Genomic DNA, 16,719 nt, shown 5'->3' on the forward strand with positions numbered 1-16,719 from the left:
TTTTCCACCGTAGATTAGCACTTTGCACAAACTAGCCACACAATGACGTGTCACAGTGCGGGCTGCCAATCAAGGTCGCTAACCATTAGCAAGGAGTAGAAGCATGAATGAGCGCCGAGCGCTTGGACTGGCGTTATCCGCCGTGTTACTTTGGTCAACGGTCGCGACCGCGTTCAAACTCACCTTAACCGAGCTGACCCCAATTCAAATGCTGACCATGGCAAGCATCGTCTCGGCTTGTACCTTAGCCATCATTTGTGGCCTACAAGGTAAACTGGCACAGCTTGTCCCGACCTTTATCGCCAATCCGTTTTACTATTGCTTGCTCGGTTTGATTAATCCGCTCGCCTATTATTTATTGCTCTTTAAAGCCTACGCTTTACTGCCCGCCTCTCAAGCACAAGCGATTAACTACAGTTGGGCAATTACACTCACCTTAATGGCGGCGCTATTTCTAGGCCAAACGATCCGCAAGCAAGATTGGCTCGCCTGCGCAGCAAGTTATTTTGGCGTATTGGTGATTGCCACTCAAGGCAACTTACTGGAATTACAATTTGAAAGCCCACTTGGCGTCACTCTGGCTTTATGCTCAACGTTATTATGGGCAGGATATTGGATTTTAAATACCAAGAACCAAGCGGATCCGGTGGTTGGCCTACTGCTCGGCTTTCTGGTTGCTATTCCCTGCGCGATGGGTTTAAGCCTTTATGAGGGAGCCTCATGGCTAACTATTTCATGGCAAGGCTGGCTGGCGGTGAGCTATGTGGGCTTATTTGAGATGGGAATTACCTTTGTGCTCTGGCTGAGCGCTTTGAAAAGTACTCAAAATACCGCGCGGATCAGTAATCTTATTTTTGCCTCGCCATTTATCTCTTTGATTTTATTGGCGACCATTATCGGTGAGCGCATTCATCCCACCACCATTATCGGTTTAGTGTTTATTATTAGCGGGTTAGTGATTCAGCAAATGAAATTCTCAGCCCGCACTAAGCCAAGAAAAGCACGGCCATAAAACCCACCAGCGCAGCGGGTCAGGTATTACACCCATTGACCCGCAACATAGCCGCTCGACCAAGCCCATTGGAAATTATACCCACCGAGCCAGCCCGTCACGTCCATCACTTCACCGACAAAAAACAAACCGGGTACGGTTTTGCATTCCATGGTTTTAGAAGACAGCCAGTCGGTATCCACACCACCTAAGGTCACTTCCGCCGTGCGATACCCTTCCGTTCCGTTAGGGACAATTTGCCACTCTTGCAAGGCTTGCGCCGTTTGTTTCAGCACAGTAGGGGTTAGCTGTTTCATCGGTTTATCGACCAATAAACCACGCTCAATCAGCACTTCAACCAAACGCTTAGGCAATAAGCGCGACAAGGTCGTTTTTAACGTTTGATTAGGGTGCTGTTCACGAGCCTCGGCTAAGGCATGATCCACATCCACATTGGGCAATAAGTTAATGCTCAGGGTTTGGCCTGGCTGCCAATAAGAGGAAATTTGCAGCACCGCAGGCCCTGATAGGCCGCGATGAGTAAACAGCAAGGCTTCTTTAAAACTGGTGCCACAGCGGGCGAGGATCTCAACCGGCAGCGCAATTCCTGACAGCTCAGCCAAGGCCTCTTTATCGGCAACATGCAGAGTAAATGGCACCAAACCCGCACAGGTTGGCAATACAGGAATCGCAAATTGCTCCGCCACTTTATAGCCAAACGGCGTTGCCCCTAATTTAGGCATTGACAATCCTCCAGTGGCAATCACCAGCGATTGACACTGCCAAGTACCTTGTGAGGTTTGCAGTACAAAGCCGTCCGCGGTTTGACTAATGGTTTGGATATCAACTTGATAGCGCTGCTTCAGCGTTGGCTGATCGCACTCGGTCAGTAATAGGTTAACAATCTCTTTCGCTGAATCGACACAAAACAGCTGGCCATGTTCACGCTCTTCAAACGCAATACCGTGTTTACTGACCAGTGAGATAAAATCCCAGTTGCTGTACTGGGATAACGCTGATTTTACGAAATGTGGATTACGGCACAAGTAGTTCGCTGCCGAGACATCGTAATTGGTAAAATTACATCGCCCGCCACCGGAAATTAAAATTTTCCGGCCCGGTTTTTTGGCGTGATCCATCACTAATACTTGACGACCACGCTGCGCCGCTTGCGCCGCGCACATTAACCCTGCGGCACCAGCACCAATGACAATCACGTCTACTTGTTCACTCATCCACTACTCTCACGGGAATAAAAAAAGGATGTGCGACCAGCACATCCTTACTAGGGTGACTATTCTAACGATAAACGTCTGGCTTGCCAATCCATCCCCTTAGAGAACAAAAGCCGCCAATGAGGTCACCATAACTAAAGCGCAGCACAATACAAAGAGCTCTCTTACTCGGGAACATTTTCCGGTAAAGACGGGATCATGATGGTGGTGATACTCTTTGCTCTTCAGGTAATGATACAAACGTACTTGCTTGGTCACGTTACCTTGAGTGCTAAAGAATCCTCGTCCATCCACTTGTTGGTACAACAATGGATGAGCTTCACGCATGATATAAATGAGCGAACGTAACGCGGTTAAGTATCTAGCGATATTAATGCCCGTCACTATCATGAGCCCAAGTAAAATAGTATCTCCACTGATCATCTTTCCTCCCTACATCTCATGTAAGCATGCCCAGAAAAAAAGACGACCACTTGCGCTTCAGTTTTTCTTTTTGCTGAGGTTACTCAGCAGGGGCACCCATTACCGACGATGAGCTTGCTTTGGCTAATGCTGCTAGATCTTTATCGATAAAGAACAACGCTTTTCCATCTTCGCCGACCAGTTCTAGCTTGTCTAAAATCCCTTTAAACAACTTCTCTTCTTCATGTTGCTCCGCCACATACCACTGAAGGAAGTTAAACGTTGAGTAATCTTGTGCGGTAAACGCAACATGAGCCAGTTTGTTGATCTTTTGGGTAATCATCTGTTCGTGTTCATAAGTTTCACGAAACACTTCCCCTAAGCTGGCAAAATCATGTTTCGGTGCAGCAATCGCACCAAGGATTGGCATTGCGCCAGTTTCACTCACGTAAGTGAACAGACGCTGCATGTGCTGCATTTCTTCTACGGCATGAACCCGTAAAAATTCAGCAGCACCTTCAAATCCTTTGTCTTCACACCAAGCACTCATTTGTAAGTATAGATTGGATGAAAAAAATTCGAGATTAATTTGCTCATTCAAATGATCAATCATGGCAGGTGAAAGCATCGATGACTCCTAATGGTTTGGTCTATGACTCTGATCACTATACCATGATCCCGCTTTATTGCGCTTTTACCATTACGAGTGACGATAGATATGAGATCACTTTAGCAAAAATGTCTTGCTCAAAGTGCTAACCTAATCATGTCATCAGCAAGGAGAGAGCATAATGAGTTATCAACATATTTTGGTTGCGGTCGATCTGTCGGAAGACAGCAAACTCTTGATCGATAAAGCCGTCGCACTGGCCAAGCCGCTGAATGCGGAGATCTCTTTTATTCATATCGATGTCAATTATGCTGAACTGTATACGGGATTGATTGATATTAACTTAGCGGAAACTCAGCACCACTCGATGGAAACAGCGCAAAAACAGTTACAAGAATTGGCCACTTACGCCAATTACCCGATTAAGCACACCTTAGTCGGCAGTGGCGATTTGAGTAATGAGCTGTGTGATACCATTGGCGAGTTCAATATTGATCTCGTGGTGTGTGGCCATCATCAAGACTTCTGGAGTAAGATCCTTTCCTCCACTCGTCAGCTGATCAACTGCTCACCTGTGGACATGTTGGTAGTACCACTCAACGACTGACGAGCCTTAAAAACTCAGCTACACTGCAGACACGTTTTATCCATGATTACATCTTATGCTTTACTTATCTGCGGTGACCCTACTTTGGGCCTTCTCATTCAGCTTGATTGGCGTTTATCTTGCCGGTCAAGTTGATGCTTGGTTTTCCGTTTGGATGCGAGTGGCCCTTGCTAGTCTTGTTTTTTTACCTTTCTTAAAAATCAAACAGGTACCATGGCCTCTGATCGCTAAGTTAATGGCGATTGGTGGCATTCAGTTAGGTTTAATGTACTGCTTTTATTACCAGTCCTTTTTGTTACTTTCTGTCCCTGAAGTGCTGCTGTTTACCATCTTTACGCCGATTTATGTCACGCTCATTTATGACGGGTTGAAAGGACGCTTCTCTCCTTGGTATTTATTAACCGCCGCGATTGCCGTGCTCGGTACAGCATTTATTCAATTCTCAGGGATCAATGAACATTTTTTAAGTGGCTTTTTAGTCGTGCAAGGGGCCAACCTCTGTTTTGCACTGGGCCAAGTTGGCTATAAATATGTCATGGAAAAAGAGCCCGTTCAGTTATCACAACATACGGTATTTGGTTATTTTTATCTCGGCGCGTTAGTGGTAGCGAGCGTGGCTTTCTTACTCTTAGGAAATACGGAGAAACTCCCCACCAACACATTGCAATGGAGTGTCCTAATTTATCTTGGTCTTATCGCTTCAGGGCTTGGCTATTTTGTTTGGAACAAGGGCGCTTGTCTGGTGAATGCGGGGGCATTAGCGATCATGAATAACGCGTTAGTACCAGCAGGATTAGTGGTGAATATCGTGATTTGGAACCGAGAGGCGGATCTGTTGCGCTTATCGGTGGGCGGCGCGATTATTTTGCTGTCATTATGGGTAAACGAAACTTGGGTGAAACGTCGAGCCGCGACACAATATGCGACCACTCTCAGCAAATAAACCGCAAAAAGCGCAGAACGAACCAGTCAGTCTGCGCTAATCAATACGGCGGGAAACCTGCCCGATAGAAGATTTAATGAACTTGAGCCAACTGAAGTACCGGATTAGCAGGATGAACCGGCAACTGAGCAAATTTTGCGTTTATGGCATGTTGTTTTTTGAGTAATTTACGCTGCTTTTTTAATACTTTGGCTAATTTTTTCTGATACTTCTTCTGCTTTTTCAGCGTTTTTTTATTCGGTGTTAAAACCGTATTTTCAACCTGACCGGATACCGACGCCGCTACGGTTTGACTCTGCTTAACCGTTTTTAGTAATGGCTGTGGCTTGCACAAAGCCCCTTTTTCAGCAGAGCTACGAGCGCACGAACCACAAACGTAATTGGTTTGCGCCACTAAACGATGAATGTCTCCCAGTGAAGCACGAATATCATGACGATTTAATTTACATAAGCGCTTTACCATAAGAAACACAACTCCGACTAATAATGCTAATAATTCGCAGTTAGATATACCGCGAACCATTGACGAAGGCAAGGCGATTTTTTCTCCAATCTACCGATTATTTGCTTGCATGGCGGCAAGTACATAAACATCAAAGCGATTTTTTTTGGTTTCAATCGCCATACTCGGTTTTTGTTCCGCTAACCAAGGAGCGTAATCCGGCCGTTTGACCACTACCCGCTGACTGGCTAATTGCAATGCGGGAGCCAGTAGCTCATCAGCATCATGATCAGCGCCAACCAGAGATTGAAAAACTCGCATCTCTTTTTTAACGAGTGCGGTTTTTTTCTTATGTTCTGGATGTGGATACATAGGATCGAGATACACCACATCCGGTTGCTCAAACTGACTGTCGAGAGCTAAATGCTGCAAAGCCGCATGACTCGATGCATGGAGCAGCGTTACCCGCTGACTGACCCACGGACCAATTTCATGGTCTTGTTTGGCGCGGGCTAACCCATCGTCAAGCAAAGCCGCCACCACAGGATGACGCTCGACCATTTGTACTCGACAACCTAATGAAGCGAGAACGAACGCATCTCGACCTAAGCCAGCGGTTGCATCTAATACCGTCGGGACCATACCTTTATTTAAGCCAACCGCTTTAGCTATCGACTGCCCTTTACCGCCACCAAATTTGCGTCGATGAGCGACAGCACCGGTTACCCAATCGACGTAGATCGCGCCCAACTTTGGCTCATCCGTTTTACGTAGCTCTAAACGCTGCTCGGTCAACACCAAGGCAAAGACACTGTCGTTACTATGGGTCAGTTGCCAGCGCTGCGCCAGTTGCTCAAGCTCTGACGAGCGCTGTGGGGCTTCACATATCAGTTGTAGCTGCAAAGGGTCACTCCAGAGAGAAAAAACAGCGCTCAGTGTAGCGAATTTTCAACGGAACCGCGATATTTTCACAAGTCCGCTCGTTCCGCTTAAGGCGTTGAATCAAACCACAGTTGGCAGCAACGGTAAATAATGCTATATCCAACAGAGCTGATGCTGTAGGCCAACCTATTTAGCTCATACAATAAGTCGGATAATCATAGCGCTACCGCTTCAACCCAAAGGGTCTATCAACGGCAGATGGCCCATCGCCTAACGCTGAATTTAGGAATGGATATGCAAACCGCTTCAACAAAATTAGATGATTTAGATCGCGCCATTTTAAAAATTTTAATGGATGACGCACGCACCCCTTACGCTGAGATGGCCAAACAATTTTCGGTCAGTCCCGCCACGATTCATGTGCGAATCGAGAAAATGAAAGCGGCCGAGGTTATCCAAGGCACTGAAGTAGTAGTCAATACCAAAAAACTCGGTTACGACGTGTGTTGTTTCATTGGCATTAATCTTAACGCTGCTCGTGATTATCACTCTGCGCTGGCTAAGTTGAATGCGTTAGAAGAAGTGGTTGAAGCTTACTACACGACGGGCGCTTACAATATTTTTGTCAAATTAATGTGTAAATCGATTGAAGAGCTACAGTATGTATTGATCGATAAGCTACAAGCAATTGATGAAGTGCAATCGACCGAAACCTTAATCTCGTTGCAAAACCCGATTAACCGCAACGTCAATCCCTAAAACGCAATCACCCCAACCTGAACGATTGGGGTGATTGATGATAAACGGTGCTGATGTTTATTTATTGAGGTAGTTCAACAGATCTTGCGCAGAAATGCCTTGCTCAGAAAGTTGCTTGGCCAGCAATTCCACTTGCTCTCCCTTGCGAGCCTCAATGACCTGTTCAAATTGATAAACCAAGTCACGCAATACAGGAACCGGTACTTGCTTAGCTGCACTACGAATACGTTCACTACTTTGGTTACCCAGTTCATTGAGCAACTTGCCAAACATCACTTTTTCCGGTGATTCATCCAGCTGTTCCCAAATGCGAGCCATTTCATAAGTGGTCATTGACATCGTATCGTATTCCAAAAATATCGTTCAAAAGTAAGAGTGAACAATATACACATCTTCCACCCTTTAGAAAATAGCTAACCCGTCTATTTTCAGGCCAAACATGGCATGTTCTGAGCGCCTATCTTTTAGCGTACCCGATAACTATTAAGAATTGAGCGCCCATTGATGCCAACGACGACCAACTTTTGAAAACAAAATGATCAGTGCTGGAGCCACCAACCACATATGCAAAGCTATCAAGATTTGTGGTTCAAAACTTAAACGTTGTAGTGTACCAACCAGTAAACCTGAACCACTCATTTGGAATAATCCTAATAAAGCGGCTGCGGTACCCGCTCGGTCACCAAACGGAGCTAACGCTTTGCCTGCTGCTGCACCGAGAATCCATGCAAAGCCTATTGATGAAATAAAGATTGGCAACATAAATGCTAATGCAGTGGCAACCTCAGCTAACATCACCATCACGCTACCACCCACCAGCAGGGCGATAATTCCCAACACTAACGTGCGATGCGTACCAACCCGATCCATCACTTTCGGAGCCGATAAGCAAGCGATAATATTCACTAACGCGTTAATTCCAAACCAAAAAGTAAACTGGTTCATACTCAGGCCTAAACGATCCATCAGTATTAAAGGCGCAGAAACAACGTAAGCAAGGATCACAGCCATCGCGAGCATACATAACGACGCATGAAACAAAAACGAAGGGGTTTTTAATACTGACCAGTAACGAGACCAAGCAAAGTAAGCTTGCTTTTCGGTCGTGGGGTTGGTTTCTTTCATACTAAACAGGATCAGCAACCCAATCGTCATCGCAAAACCTGCCATAAAACTAAAATTAGCGCGCCAGCCGAATTGCTGGGTTAACCAACTGCCCAAAATAGGCGCCAGTGCCGGGATAAAACAGATCGCACCATTTAAGTAGCTGATCATTTTTCCACTGCGTTCTGGGCCAAAAAGATCGCGAACTGTTGCAAAGGCTGCTACCGATGTCGCGCACGCACCTAAGCCTTGTAACAACCGAGCAATCAGCATCCATTCAATACTTTGTGCACTCCACGCCAATAAAGCGCTCAAGGTATAAATGCTGATTCCAACTAATGCAACAGTTCGACGTCCATATTTATCTGCGAGGGGTCCAGCGAACAGTTGTCCGACGCCCATCGCAAATAAAAACCAAGTGATCGTATCTTGTGCTAATGCATGTTCCACGTGAAACGTTTGGGCAATTTTCGGTAAAGCAGGTAAATAAATATCAATCGCCAAAGGGCTAAACAGCACTAACAGGGTCAGTAGCACCATTTGCAAGCGACTTGGTGTCGGTAAAGCAGTCACGTTCACGGAAGTATTCCACATCAATAAGGGTATAAATTAAGAGGTACCTATCATAACGGTAAACAGATATGAATAGAAATGGCGTATAATCATCACCATTATTCCAAAATGGAAAAACAGATGAAGATTGAAAGCTTAGCGCGCCTCGACCTCAATTTATTGGTTTGTTTAAAAGTATTGATCGAAGAGCTCAGCGTGACCCGTACTGCAAGTCGACTCTGTCTTAGTCAATCGGCAGTCAGTAAATCACTGGCCAAATTGCGTATTCAATTTGATGATCCGCTGTTTATTCGTCACTCATATGGATTAAAACCCACACCTAAAGCCTTATTTCTTAAACCTAAATTGGATATTTTGGTCAATCAGTTAGAGTTAATTAACCAGCCGGAAGTGTTTGATCCCCAATCGAGTGAATATCGCTTTCACATTGCGGCGGTAGAAAGTGTGTACTCGCTAATTCTGCCCCACGTCTTACCGGCTATTTTTAGTCAGGGACCGAAACTGAATATCAGTACTCATGCGTGGAGCGATCAAACCTTCAAAAAATTACAACTCGGCGAATTAGATTTAGGGATCACAGGCAAAGACATTGATATTAATGATGCACGTCTAACCATGCTGCCTCCGAAAGACATTTGTGAGCAGGAAGTTTTTCGCGATACCCAGATGTGTGCCGTTCGCCAAGATCATCCCGTATTGCAACGTACATGGAATTTGGATAGTTACCTCTCTTTACGCCACGTTCAAGTGCGTTGTGATGGCAACGATCGTTGGTTACTCGACTATCGACTCGCTGATGTCGGCTTAGAACGAGACATTGCTATCACAGTACCCGATTTTAATAGTGCTGCTAGCTTATGCACTTATACTGACTTTGTGTTTACCGCCCCGCGACACTTTACTTACATGATTGCTCGGCAGATGAATCTGGTGGTCCTCCCCATCCCATTAGAATTTCCACCGATGGCTTACACACTCTTTTGGCACCGTGATCGAGAAGACGACCCTGCGCTCAGTTGGTTACGACAAATTATCGACAGCAAAACCACCCATCTTCGCCAACACGGTTATGGTGCTGAATAGCGAGCGGAGATAAGTTCAGAAAGCGAACCAATTAAGGCTTACCTAATGAGCGAAATCAGACAGATTTGCACCCCTACAGCAAAAGAGGTAGCTTATATTATCTCTGGCTTTCACTCGCCATGAGCCTTTATCAAGGACCGTTAACAAGGATTACCCTCATGTCACACCCCATTGCTCAACGTATTACTGAACTGCGCCATTGGCTGATTCAACAAGGCTTAGATGCCCTGATTGTCCCTCACGAAGATGAGTATCTCGGTGAATACGTACCGATTCAAAACGAACGCTTAGAGTGGGTTACTGGCTTTACTGGCTCGGCCGGTGCCGCCGTGATCACACACGATAATGCCGCTATCTTCGCCGATGGCCGCTATACAGTGCAGGTACCTAAGCAAGTACCTGGCGACATTTTTCAATATCGCCATTTAATTGAAGAGCCTTATTTGCAATGGATCACCGAACAGCTCCCTAAAGGCAGTAAAATCGGTTATGACCCAAGAATGCATCGAGCAAGCTGGTTAACCAGCGCGCAACAGCTATTAGCTGGTGAATATACACTAGTGGCAATAACCGAAAACCCGATTGACCTATTATGGCAAGACCGCCCTGCGCCAGTGACCTCGGCCATGCGCTTGATGTCCGTGGATCAAGTAGGGATAGATTGTCAGACAAAACGCGAATCCATTGCTAATCTAGTGCAGGCTAAAAAAGCCGACTGCGCAATTCTTACTGAGCTGGATTCTATTTGCTGGCTATTAAATATTCGTGGACTCGATGTGGCTCGCTTGCCGGTTTTGCTCTCACACGCGATCATTCATGCTGATGCGAGCGTTGATTTTTTCTTCGACCCAGCACGTTTAGCGAGCGGCTTTAATCAACACGTCGGCTCAAGCGTACGTGTCCATCATCCGGACCACTTACCATCCAGATTAGAACAACTTACTGGCCGCACAGTGATGCTCGACCCGAACACCAGTAATGCGTGGTTTACGCTGGTATTACAAAATGCTGGCGCCAAGCTGATCAATGATAGCGATCCATGCTTACTGCCCAAAGCGGCCAAAAACCCAACGGAAGTGGCAGGAATGAAAGCCTGTCATATCCGTGATGGCGTGGCGATGAGTAAATTTCTCTCTTGGCTAGACAATGAGGTCGCCGCTGGTCGTCTCTACAATGAAGCCCAGTTAGCCGACCAACTTTACGCTTTCCGCGCTCAAGACCCAACACTGGCCGATCTTAGCTTTGATACGATTTCTGCCGCTGGCAGTAATGCGGCAATGTGTCACTATAATCACCTCAATCAGCCGCAGCCCGGTGAGCTTAGTTTAAATAGTTTGTACTTAGTTGATTCAGGCGGTCAATATCTCGACGGTACTACCGATATCACGCGTACCATTGCGATTGGTCAGCCAAGCGCAGAGATGAAACACCAGTTTACGCTCGTGCTTAAAGGGCATATCGCCTTAGCTCAAGCTCGCTTTCCAGCAGGGACTTGCGGCCATCAACTGGATGCGCTTGCACGCCAATATTTATGGGCCGAAGGCTACGATTACGATCACGGTACAGGCCATGGTGTCGGACACTTTTTAAGTGTCCATGAAGGGCCACAACGGATCAGCAAAGTCCATAACCCCGTCGCTTTACGTCCTGGTATGGTGCTGTCTAACGAGCCTGGTTATTACCGAGCTGACGAGTTTGGCATTCGGATTGAAAATCTTGAGTTAGTGGTTGAGATCCCAACCCAAGGGGATAAAAACATGCTTGGCTTTGAAGCGCTGACTCGTTGCCCAATCGATACCAGAGTGATTGATTTTAGCCTGTTAGCCGCGCATGAGATTGCTTGGCTTAATGACTACCACCAGAAGGTGTGGCGCGACATTAGCCCACTGGTCGAGGGCGAGGTGAAACTCTGGTTAGAAAAAGCCACTCAGCCAATCACTCTATAAGCGGATAAATCCGAGTGTAAACCAGTCTGAACGCTGAAACCAACCACTCTGGTTACACCAATTTGCTTCGTGTTCTATTCTCTCGGCTAAGCTTTCATTTGCATCCCTTAACCTCTTGGTTAAGGGATTTTTTATACCCAACTCATCTCTTATCTATCGCCAAACAACGTGGAGTGCAGCTTCAAGTAGGATGGATATAAACACAAAACACCTCTAATTATTAATAAAAATCCAACAAGCAAGAAAACAAAATAACCCATTAATTTAAAAGAAAAAACAAAACCAACCTTTGCCTCCTTGCCATATAAATCCAAAATAATAGTTTGAGATCTAACGATTATTTAAGTAGAGTTATTGTTAACTAATCGTTCAATTAAAGATAACAGGGAGTGTTAATGCCTAAGATTGGAATGCCTGACATACGAAAGCCACAACTCGTACAGGCCACCATGACGGTGATTGAACAAGTTGGATTACACGCTGCTAGCATTGCCTTGATCAGCCGCCAAGCTGGGGTATCAACCGGGATCATTAATCATTATTTTGGTGGTAAGCACGGTTTATTAGAAGAAACCATGCGCGTGATCCTTCGTGAGCACTCACTCACCGTGACGAATGCGTTAAGCAAACTCAAAAAGGACGCTCATCAAGCGCGAATTAATGCCATCGTGCAAGCCAATTTCGCCGGCTTTCAAACCCAAAGTCACGTCGTCAAAACTTGGTTAGCCTTCTGGTCATATTCGATGCATGACCCACAACTCAACCGTTTACAACGGGTGAATGAAAAACGGCTAATTTCTCATTTACACATTGAACTCAAAGCATTACTTCCCAAAGCTCATGCCCAACGAGTTGCGCAGGGTATCGCCGCCCTAATCGATGGTTTCTGGCTACGTGGTGCGCTTAATCCCAACGGGATTAATGCCGACCAAGCACAGCACTTAATTAATGATTACTTACAACAACAACTCGCTCAACATGCAGCACTTACTCAATAGGTCTTTATCATATGGAAATCGCTTCGCTTTATATCGATGGCGCACCGCGCTACGCGTCATCTGGAGAAACTTTTACCAGCTACAACCCCGCAACCGGAGAGCCACTGGCCGTGTTAGGTCAGGCTAGCACCAGCGATGTGCAAGCGGCGATTGATTCCGCTCAACGAGGTTTTGCGATTTGGTCAGCGATGACCGCGACCGAGCGTAGCCGAATTTTGTTAAAAGCGGTCGCGATACTCCGTGAGCGTAATGATGAGTTAGCCAAACTCGAAGTCCAAGAAACCGGCAAACCGATTCAAGAAGCACTTGCCGTTGATATCACCACGGGCGCCGATGTGATCGAGTACTTTGCCGGCCTAGCCCCAACGCTGCAGGGTGAGCAGCAACCACTCTCAAACAGCCAATTCTTTTATACCCGCAAAGAGCCGCTGGGCATTTGCGCAGGGATTGGCGCCTGGAACTATCCAATCCAAATTGCGATGTGGAAATCCGCGCCTGCTTTAGCAGCAGGTAATGCCATGATTTTTAAGCCATCAGAAGAAACGCCGCTCAGCGTACTCAAACTGGCCGAAATTTTTACACAAGCCGGTTTACCGGATGGCGTGTTCAACGTAGTGCAAGGAGATGCCCGAGTAGGACAAATGCTCACCGCTCACCCTGAGATAGCAAAAGTGTCTTTCACTGGGGAAAGTGGAACCGGTAAAGCGGTGATGGCAGATAGCGCGAAAACGTTAAAATCAGTGACCATGGAGCTGGGCGGTAAATCCCCCTTGATCATTTTTGATGATGCTAAGCTCGACCAAGCCGTATCTGCGGCGATGACCGCTAATTTCTATACCCAAGGCGAAGTGTGTACTCACGGTACTCGGGTATTTGTTCATCAATCCATTTATCCAGCATTTATTGAACAACTCAAAGCGCGCACGGAAGCTCTGGTTGTTGGCGATCCGATGGATCCAAATACTCAAGTAGGCTCGCTGATCTCTCAACAACATTTTGACAAAGTGCTGTCAGCGATAGACAGCGCCAAACAAAGTGGAGCCACCCTGCTCACCGGTGGAAAAGCGGTCACAGAAGGTTCATGCGCTAAGGGTTACTTTGTTGCCCCTACTGTGTTTATCGATTGTGACGATGAAATGGCCTTTGTCCAACAGGAGATCTTTGGCCCAGTAATGGCGGTACTGAGCTTTGTGGATGAACAAGAAGTTATTCAACGGGCTAATAACACCGATTACGGCTTAGCCGCTGGGGTGTTTACCCAAAACCTTTCTCGCGCTCATCGTGTTATCCACCAGCTACAAGCCGGTATTTGCTGGATCAATACATGGGGAGACTCTCCAGCGCAAATGCCTGTCGGTGGTTACAAACTATCGGGCGTAGGAAGAGAGAATGGTATCGAGACCTTATCTCACTATACCCAAACCAAAAGCGTGTTAATCGAACTCGATGACTTCGTTGGCCCTTATGCTTAAGGAGTGATCATGAAACAGCATTATGACTATATTATTATCGGTGCCGGATCAGCAGGATGTGTGTTAGCGGATCGATTAAGTGAACATCCAGATAACTCGGTGTTATTACTTGAAGCCGGCGGCAGTGATAAAAGCATTTTTATTCAAATGCCAACCGCCCTGTCTTATCCGATGAACAGCGCTAAATACGCTTGGCAATTTGAATCTCTCGCCGAACCTGGACTTGATGGCCGACAACTGCATTGTCCACGCGGCAAGGTCTTAGGGGGCAGCTCTTCCATCAACGGTATGGTTTATGTCAGAGGCCATGCTTGCGACTTTGATGAGTGGCAACAGCACGGTGCACAAGGCTGGGATTACGCCTCATGTTTACCCTACTTCAAACGTGCCGAATCATGGAGTCAAGGAGCGGATACCTATCGAGGCGGTGACGGTCCAGTGGCGACCTGCAACGGTAACGAGATGACGCTCAACCCACTTTACCAAGCCTTCATCGATGCTGGCGAACAAGCCGGCTACCCGAAAACCGATGATTACAATGGCTACCAACAAGAAGGTTTTGGGCCAATGCACATGACGGTTAAGAACGGAGTGCGCGCTTCAACCGCCAATGCCTATTTAAAACGTGCTTTAGCTCGACCTAACTTAACCCTGCTTAAAGGCGTACTGACGCGTAAAGTACTACTCAAAGATAAACGCGCGATTGGCGTCGAATTTGAAAAAGGCGGCCAAACCCAAGTGGCGTTTGCTAATCAAGAGGTCATTTCCAGCGCTGGCTCAATTGGTTCCGTACAATTACTGCAATTATCGGGGATTGGCCCTCGTGATGTATTAGAGAGTGCTGGCATTAAAGTGCAACACCAACTACCCGGCGTGGGTGAAAACCTGCAAGATCACTTAGAAGTTTATTTTCAGTATCGCTGCCAACAACCGATCACGTTAAACAGCAAACTCGGTTTAATCAGCAAAGGGATGATCGGCACCCAGTGGATCTTGACCAAACAAGGCCTAGGGGCAACCAACCATTTTGAATCTTGTGGCTTTATTCGCTCACGCGCCGGACTCAAATGGCCAAATATTCAATACCACTTTTTACCAGCCGCGATGCGTTACGATGGCCAAACCGCGTTTGATGGTCATGGCTTTCAAGTGCATGTTGGTCCCAATAAACCACACAGTCGCGGCCGGGTTTGGATTCGCTCCAGCGATCCAAAGCAAAAGCCAGCGATTCTGTTCCGTTATTTATCACACCAACAAGATATTCAAGATTGGCGAGACTGCATTCGCTTAACCCGTGAGTTACTCGCGCAGCCCGCATTAGATGACTATCGTGGTGAAGAGATTCAACCCGGTTTATCAATTAGCAGCGATGAAGCGATTGATAATTGGGTTAAACAAAATGTTGAGAGTGCCTATCACCCCTCTTGTAGCTGCAAAATGGGCTCAGCTGACGATGCCATGGCTGTAGTGGATAACCAGTGCCGAGTGTTTGGTATTCAAGGGCTAAGAGTTGTCGATTCCTCGATCTTCCCCACCATACCGAACGGTAATTTGAATGCTCCGACAATCATGGTTGCCGAACGTGCCGCTGATATGATCCTCAATAAATCGCTGTTACCTGCTGAATCCGCGCCTGTGTGGATTGCAGACAGTTGGCATAATAAACAGCGTAGCCGAGCAGCCATTCGACCAATGGAACGCTCAACTTCTCAGGAAAATAGTTCAATGACAAGGAAACATTATGCTTAAAATGACCACCTATCTCTCCGTCGCTGCATTATCATTCAATGCTTATGCTAACCAATGTCAAACGGTTCGCTTTGCCGATGTCGGCTGGACAGATATTACCGCCACCACCGCCGTAGCAAGTGAAATCCTGCAAGGACTCGGTTATCAGACTCGCACTCAATTACTCTCCGTACCCGTGACCTACTCTTCGATGGCTAATGGAGATATTGACGTATTCCTTGGCAACTGGATGCCAACCATGGAAGCCGACATCGCCCGTTACCGTGAAGCAGGGACCGTTGAAACCGTACGTGCTAACCTAGAAGGCGCAAAGTATACCCTAGCCGTCCCTCAGTATGTCTATGATGCAGGTATTACCTCTTTTGCCGATCTCGCCAAACACAGTGATAAATTCCGTAATCGAATCCTTGGCTTAGAGCCTGGCAATGACGGCAATCGCACCTTGCTGTCTATGATTGAAGATGACGCCTATGGCCTCGGTGAGTTTTCGATTGTTGAATCGAGCGAAGCGGGCATGCTCTCACAAATTCAACGCTCTGTACGTCGTCAACAATGGGTGGCTTTTCTTGGCTGGGAACCACATCCAATGAATACTATGGTTGATATGGTTTATTTAAGTGGTGGTGATGATTACTTTGGTCCTAATTACGGTGGAGCTAGTGTTCACACTAACGTGCGTCAAAACTACCTTAATGAATGTGAAAACGTTGGTAATTTCTTAACTAACCTCGTCTTTAGCTTAGAAAGTGAGAATGAGTTAATGGATGCTATCCTCAACCAAAATCAATCCCCTGAACAAGCGGCTCAGCAATGGCTACAAGCGAATCCTGAAACGCTAAGCCGCTGGCTCGACAATGTAACCACCATTGACGGCCAACCAGCTCTTGCCGCTGTAAACCTATATTTATCTCGCTAATTTTTAC

At 46.5% G+C, this 16,719-nt stretch carries 17 protein-coding genes; 10 read left to right on the top strand and 7 right to left on the bottom strand.

The annotated features are described in order from the left end of the window. Nucleotides 1-103: 103 nt before the first annotated feature. Nucleotides 104-1,012 carry a DMT family transporter gene (locus tag FKQ60_RS13015; protein ID WP_170904962.1) on the top strand — a complete coding sequence of 303 codons (909 nt, stop codon included), beginning with the start codon at nucleotides 104-106 and terminating at the stop codon, nucleotides 1,010-1,012. Between the two features lie 26 nt (nucleotides 1,013-1,038). Here the strand turns inward: FKQ60_RS13015 and FKQ60_RS13020 are convergent, their stop codons facing one another. The 3 genes from FKQ60_RS13020 to ftnA all read right to left on the bottom strand — a co-directional run bounded on the left by FKQ60_RS13020 (nucleotide 1,039) and on the right by ftnA (nucleotide 3,256). Further along, nucleotides 1,039-2,226 (bottom strand): NAD(P)/FAD-dependent oxidoreductase, encoded by a 1,188-nt coding sequence (locus tag FKQ60_RS13020; RefSeq protein ID WP_170904963.1) that lies wholly within the window; start codon nucleotides 2,224-2,226, stop codon nucleotides 1,039-1,041. Nucleotides 2,227-2,325: 99 nt separating this feature from the next. Then, a complete protein-coding gene (gene uspB / locus FKQ60_RS13025) occupies nucleotides 2,326-2,649 on the bottom strand; it encodes a universal stress protein UspB (protein ID WP_040903572.1) in 324 nt (107 codons plus the stop codon). Nucleotides 2,650-2,728: 79 nt separating this feature from the next. Next, nucleotides 2,729-3,256, bottom strand: a complete 528-nt coding sequence (gene ftnA / locus FKQ60_RS13030) for a non-heme ferritin (protein ID WP_040903570.1) — start codon at nucleotides 3,254-3,256, stop codon at nucleotides 2,729-2,731. 163 nt (nucleotides 3,257-3,419) lie between these two features. On the opposite strand from ftnA, the gene uspA reads away from it, so the two are divergent. Further along, the gene (gene uspA / locus FKQ60_RS13035) at nucleotides 3,420-3,845 is read left to right on the top strand and encodes a universal stress protein UspA (protein WP_004393869.1); all 426 of its coding nucleotides are present in this window, start codon (nucleotides 3,420-3,422) and stop codon (nucleotides 3,843-3,845) included. 55 nt (nucleotides 3,846-3,900) lie between these two features. Next, the gene (locus FKQ60_RS13040) at nucleotides 3,901-4,788 is read left to right on the top strand and encodes a DMT family transporter (protein ID WP_170906618.1); all 888 of its coding nucleotides are present in this window, start codon (nucleotides 3,901-3,903) and stop codon (nucleotides 4,786-4,788) included. Nucleotides 4,789-4,861: 73 nt separating this feature from the next. Here the strand turns inward: FKQ60_RS13040 and FKQ60_RS13045 are convergent, their stop codons facing one another. Beyond that, nucleotides 4,862-5,251 carry a hypothetical protein gene (locus FKQ60_RS13045; RefSeq protein WP_154169755.1) on the bottom strand — a complete coding sequence of 130 codons (390 nt, stop codon included), beginning with the start codon at nucleotides 5,249-5,251 and terminating at the stop codon, nucleotides 4,862-4,864. Between the two features lie 90 nt (nucleotides 5,252-5,341). Continuing rightward, nucleotides 5,342-6,133: a class I SAM-dependent methyltransferase gene (locus FKQ60_RS13050; RefSeq protein WP_170906619.1), complete on the bottom strand. Its 792-nt coding sequence runs from the start codon at nucleotides 6,131-6,133 to the stop codon at nucleotides 5,342-5,344. Between the two features lie 273 nt (nucleotides 6,134-6,406). Here FKQ60_RS13050 and asnC point away from each other — a divergent pair, with 273 nt between their 5' ends. Then, nucleotides 6,407-6,871: a transcriptional regulator AsnC gene (asnC, locus tag FKQ60_RS13055; RefSeq protein ID WP_004393858.1), complete on the top strand. Its 465-nt coding sequence runs from the start codon at nucleotides 6,407-6,409 to the stop codon at nucleotides 6,869-6,871. 57 nt (nucleotides 6,872-6,928) lie between these two features. Here the strand turns inward: asnC and FKQ60_RS13060 are convergent, their stop codons facing one another. Both FKQ60_RS13060 and FKQ60_RS13065 read right to left on the bottom strand, forming a co-directional pair. Next, entirely contained in the window at nucleotides 6,929-7,210 is a 282-nt protein-coding gene (locus FKQ60_RS13060; RefSeq protein WP_004393857.1) for a hypothetical protein, read from the bottom strand. 144 nt (nucleotides 7,211-7,354) lie between these two features. Next, nucleotides 7,355-8,515, bottom strand: a complete 1,161-nt coding sequence (locus tag FKQ60_RS13065; RefSeq protein ID WP_170906627.1) for a multidrug effflux MFS transporter — start codon at nucleotides 8,513-8,515, stop codon at nucleotides 7,355-7,357. A 153-nt stretch (nucleotides 8,516-8,668) separates the two neighbouring features. Here FKQ60_RS13065 and FKQ60_RS13070 point away from each other — a divergent pair, with 153 nt between their 5' ends. The 6 genes from FKQ60_RS13070 (at nucleotide 8,669) to FKQ60_RS13095 (ending at nucleotide 16,712) form a co-directional block, all read left to right on the top strand. Next, complete coding sequence (locus FKQ60_RS13070; protein ID WP_170906620.1) at nucleotides 8,669-9,631, top strand: LysR substrate-binding domain-containing protein; 963 nt, start codon at nucleotides 8,669-8,671, stop codon at nucleotides 9,629-9,631. Nucleotides 9,632-9,789: 158 nt separating this feature from the next. Further along, nucleotides 9,790-11,577 carry an aminopeptidase P family protein gene (locus tag FKQ60_RS13075; protein WP_170906621.1) on the top strand — a complete coding sequence of 596 codons (1,788 nt, stop codon included), beginning with the start codon at nucleotides 9,790-9,792 and terminating at the stop codon, nucleotides 11,575-11,577. A 395-nt stretch (nucleotides 11,578-11,972) separates the two neighbouring features. Then, nucleotides 11,973-12,575 (top strand): transcriptional regulator BetI, encoded by a 603-nt coding sequence (betI, locus tag FKQ60_RS13080; protein ID WP_040903566.1) that lies wholly within the window; start codon nucleotides 11,973-11,975, stop codon nucleotides 12,573-12,575. Nucleotides 12,576-12,586: 11 nt separating this feature from the next. Then, nucleotides 12,587-14,047: a betaine-aldehyde dehydrogenase gene (betB, locus tag FKQ60_RS13085; protein ID WP_170906622.1), complete on the top strand. Its 1,461-nt coding sequence runs from the start codon at nucleotides 12,587-12,589 to the stop codon at nucleotides 14,045-14,047. Between the two features lie 9 nt (nucleotides 14,048-14,056). Then, nucleotides 14,057-15,796 (top strand): choline dehydrogenase, encoded by a 1,740-nt coding sequence (betA, locus tag FKQ60_RS13090; protein ID WP_170906623.1) that lies wholly within the window; start codon nucleotides 14,057-14,059, stop codon nucleotides 15,794-15,796. After that, a complete protein-coding gene (locus FKQ60_RS13095) occupies nucleotides 15,789-16,712 on the top strand; it encodes a choline ABC transporter substrate-binding protein (protein ID WP_170906624.1) in 924 nt (307 codons plus the stop codon). Before betA ends, FKQ60_RS13095 begins: the two co-directional genes overlap by 8 nt. Nucleotides 16,713-16,719 lie beyond the last annotated feature (7 nt).

The organism is Vibrio sp. A11 (genome assembly GCF_013048705.1).
GTDB lineage: Bacteria > Pseudomonadota > Gammaproteobacteria > Enterobacterales > Vibrionaceae > Vibrio > Vibrio metschnikovii.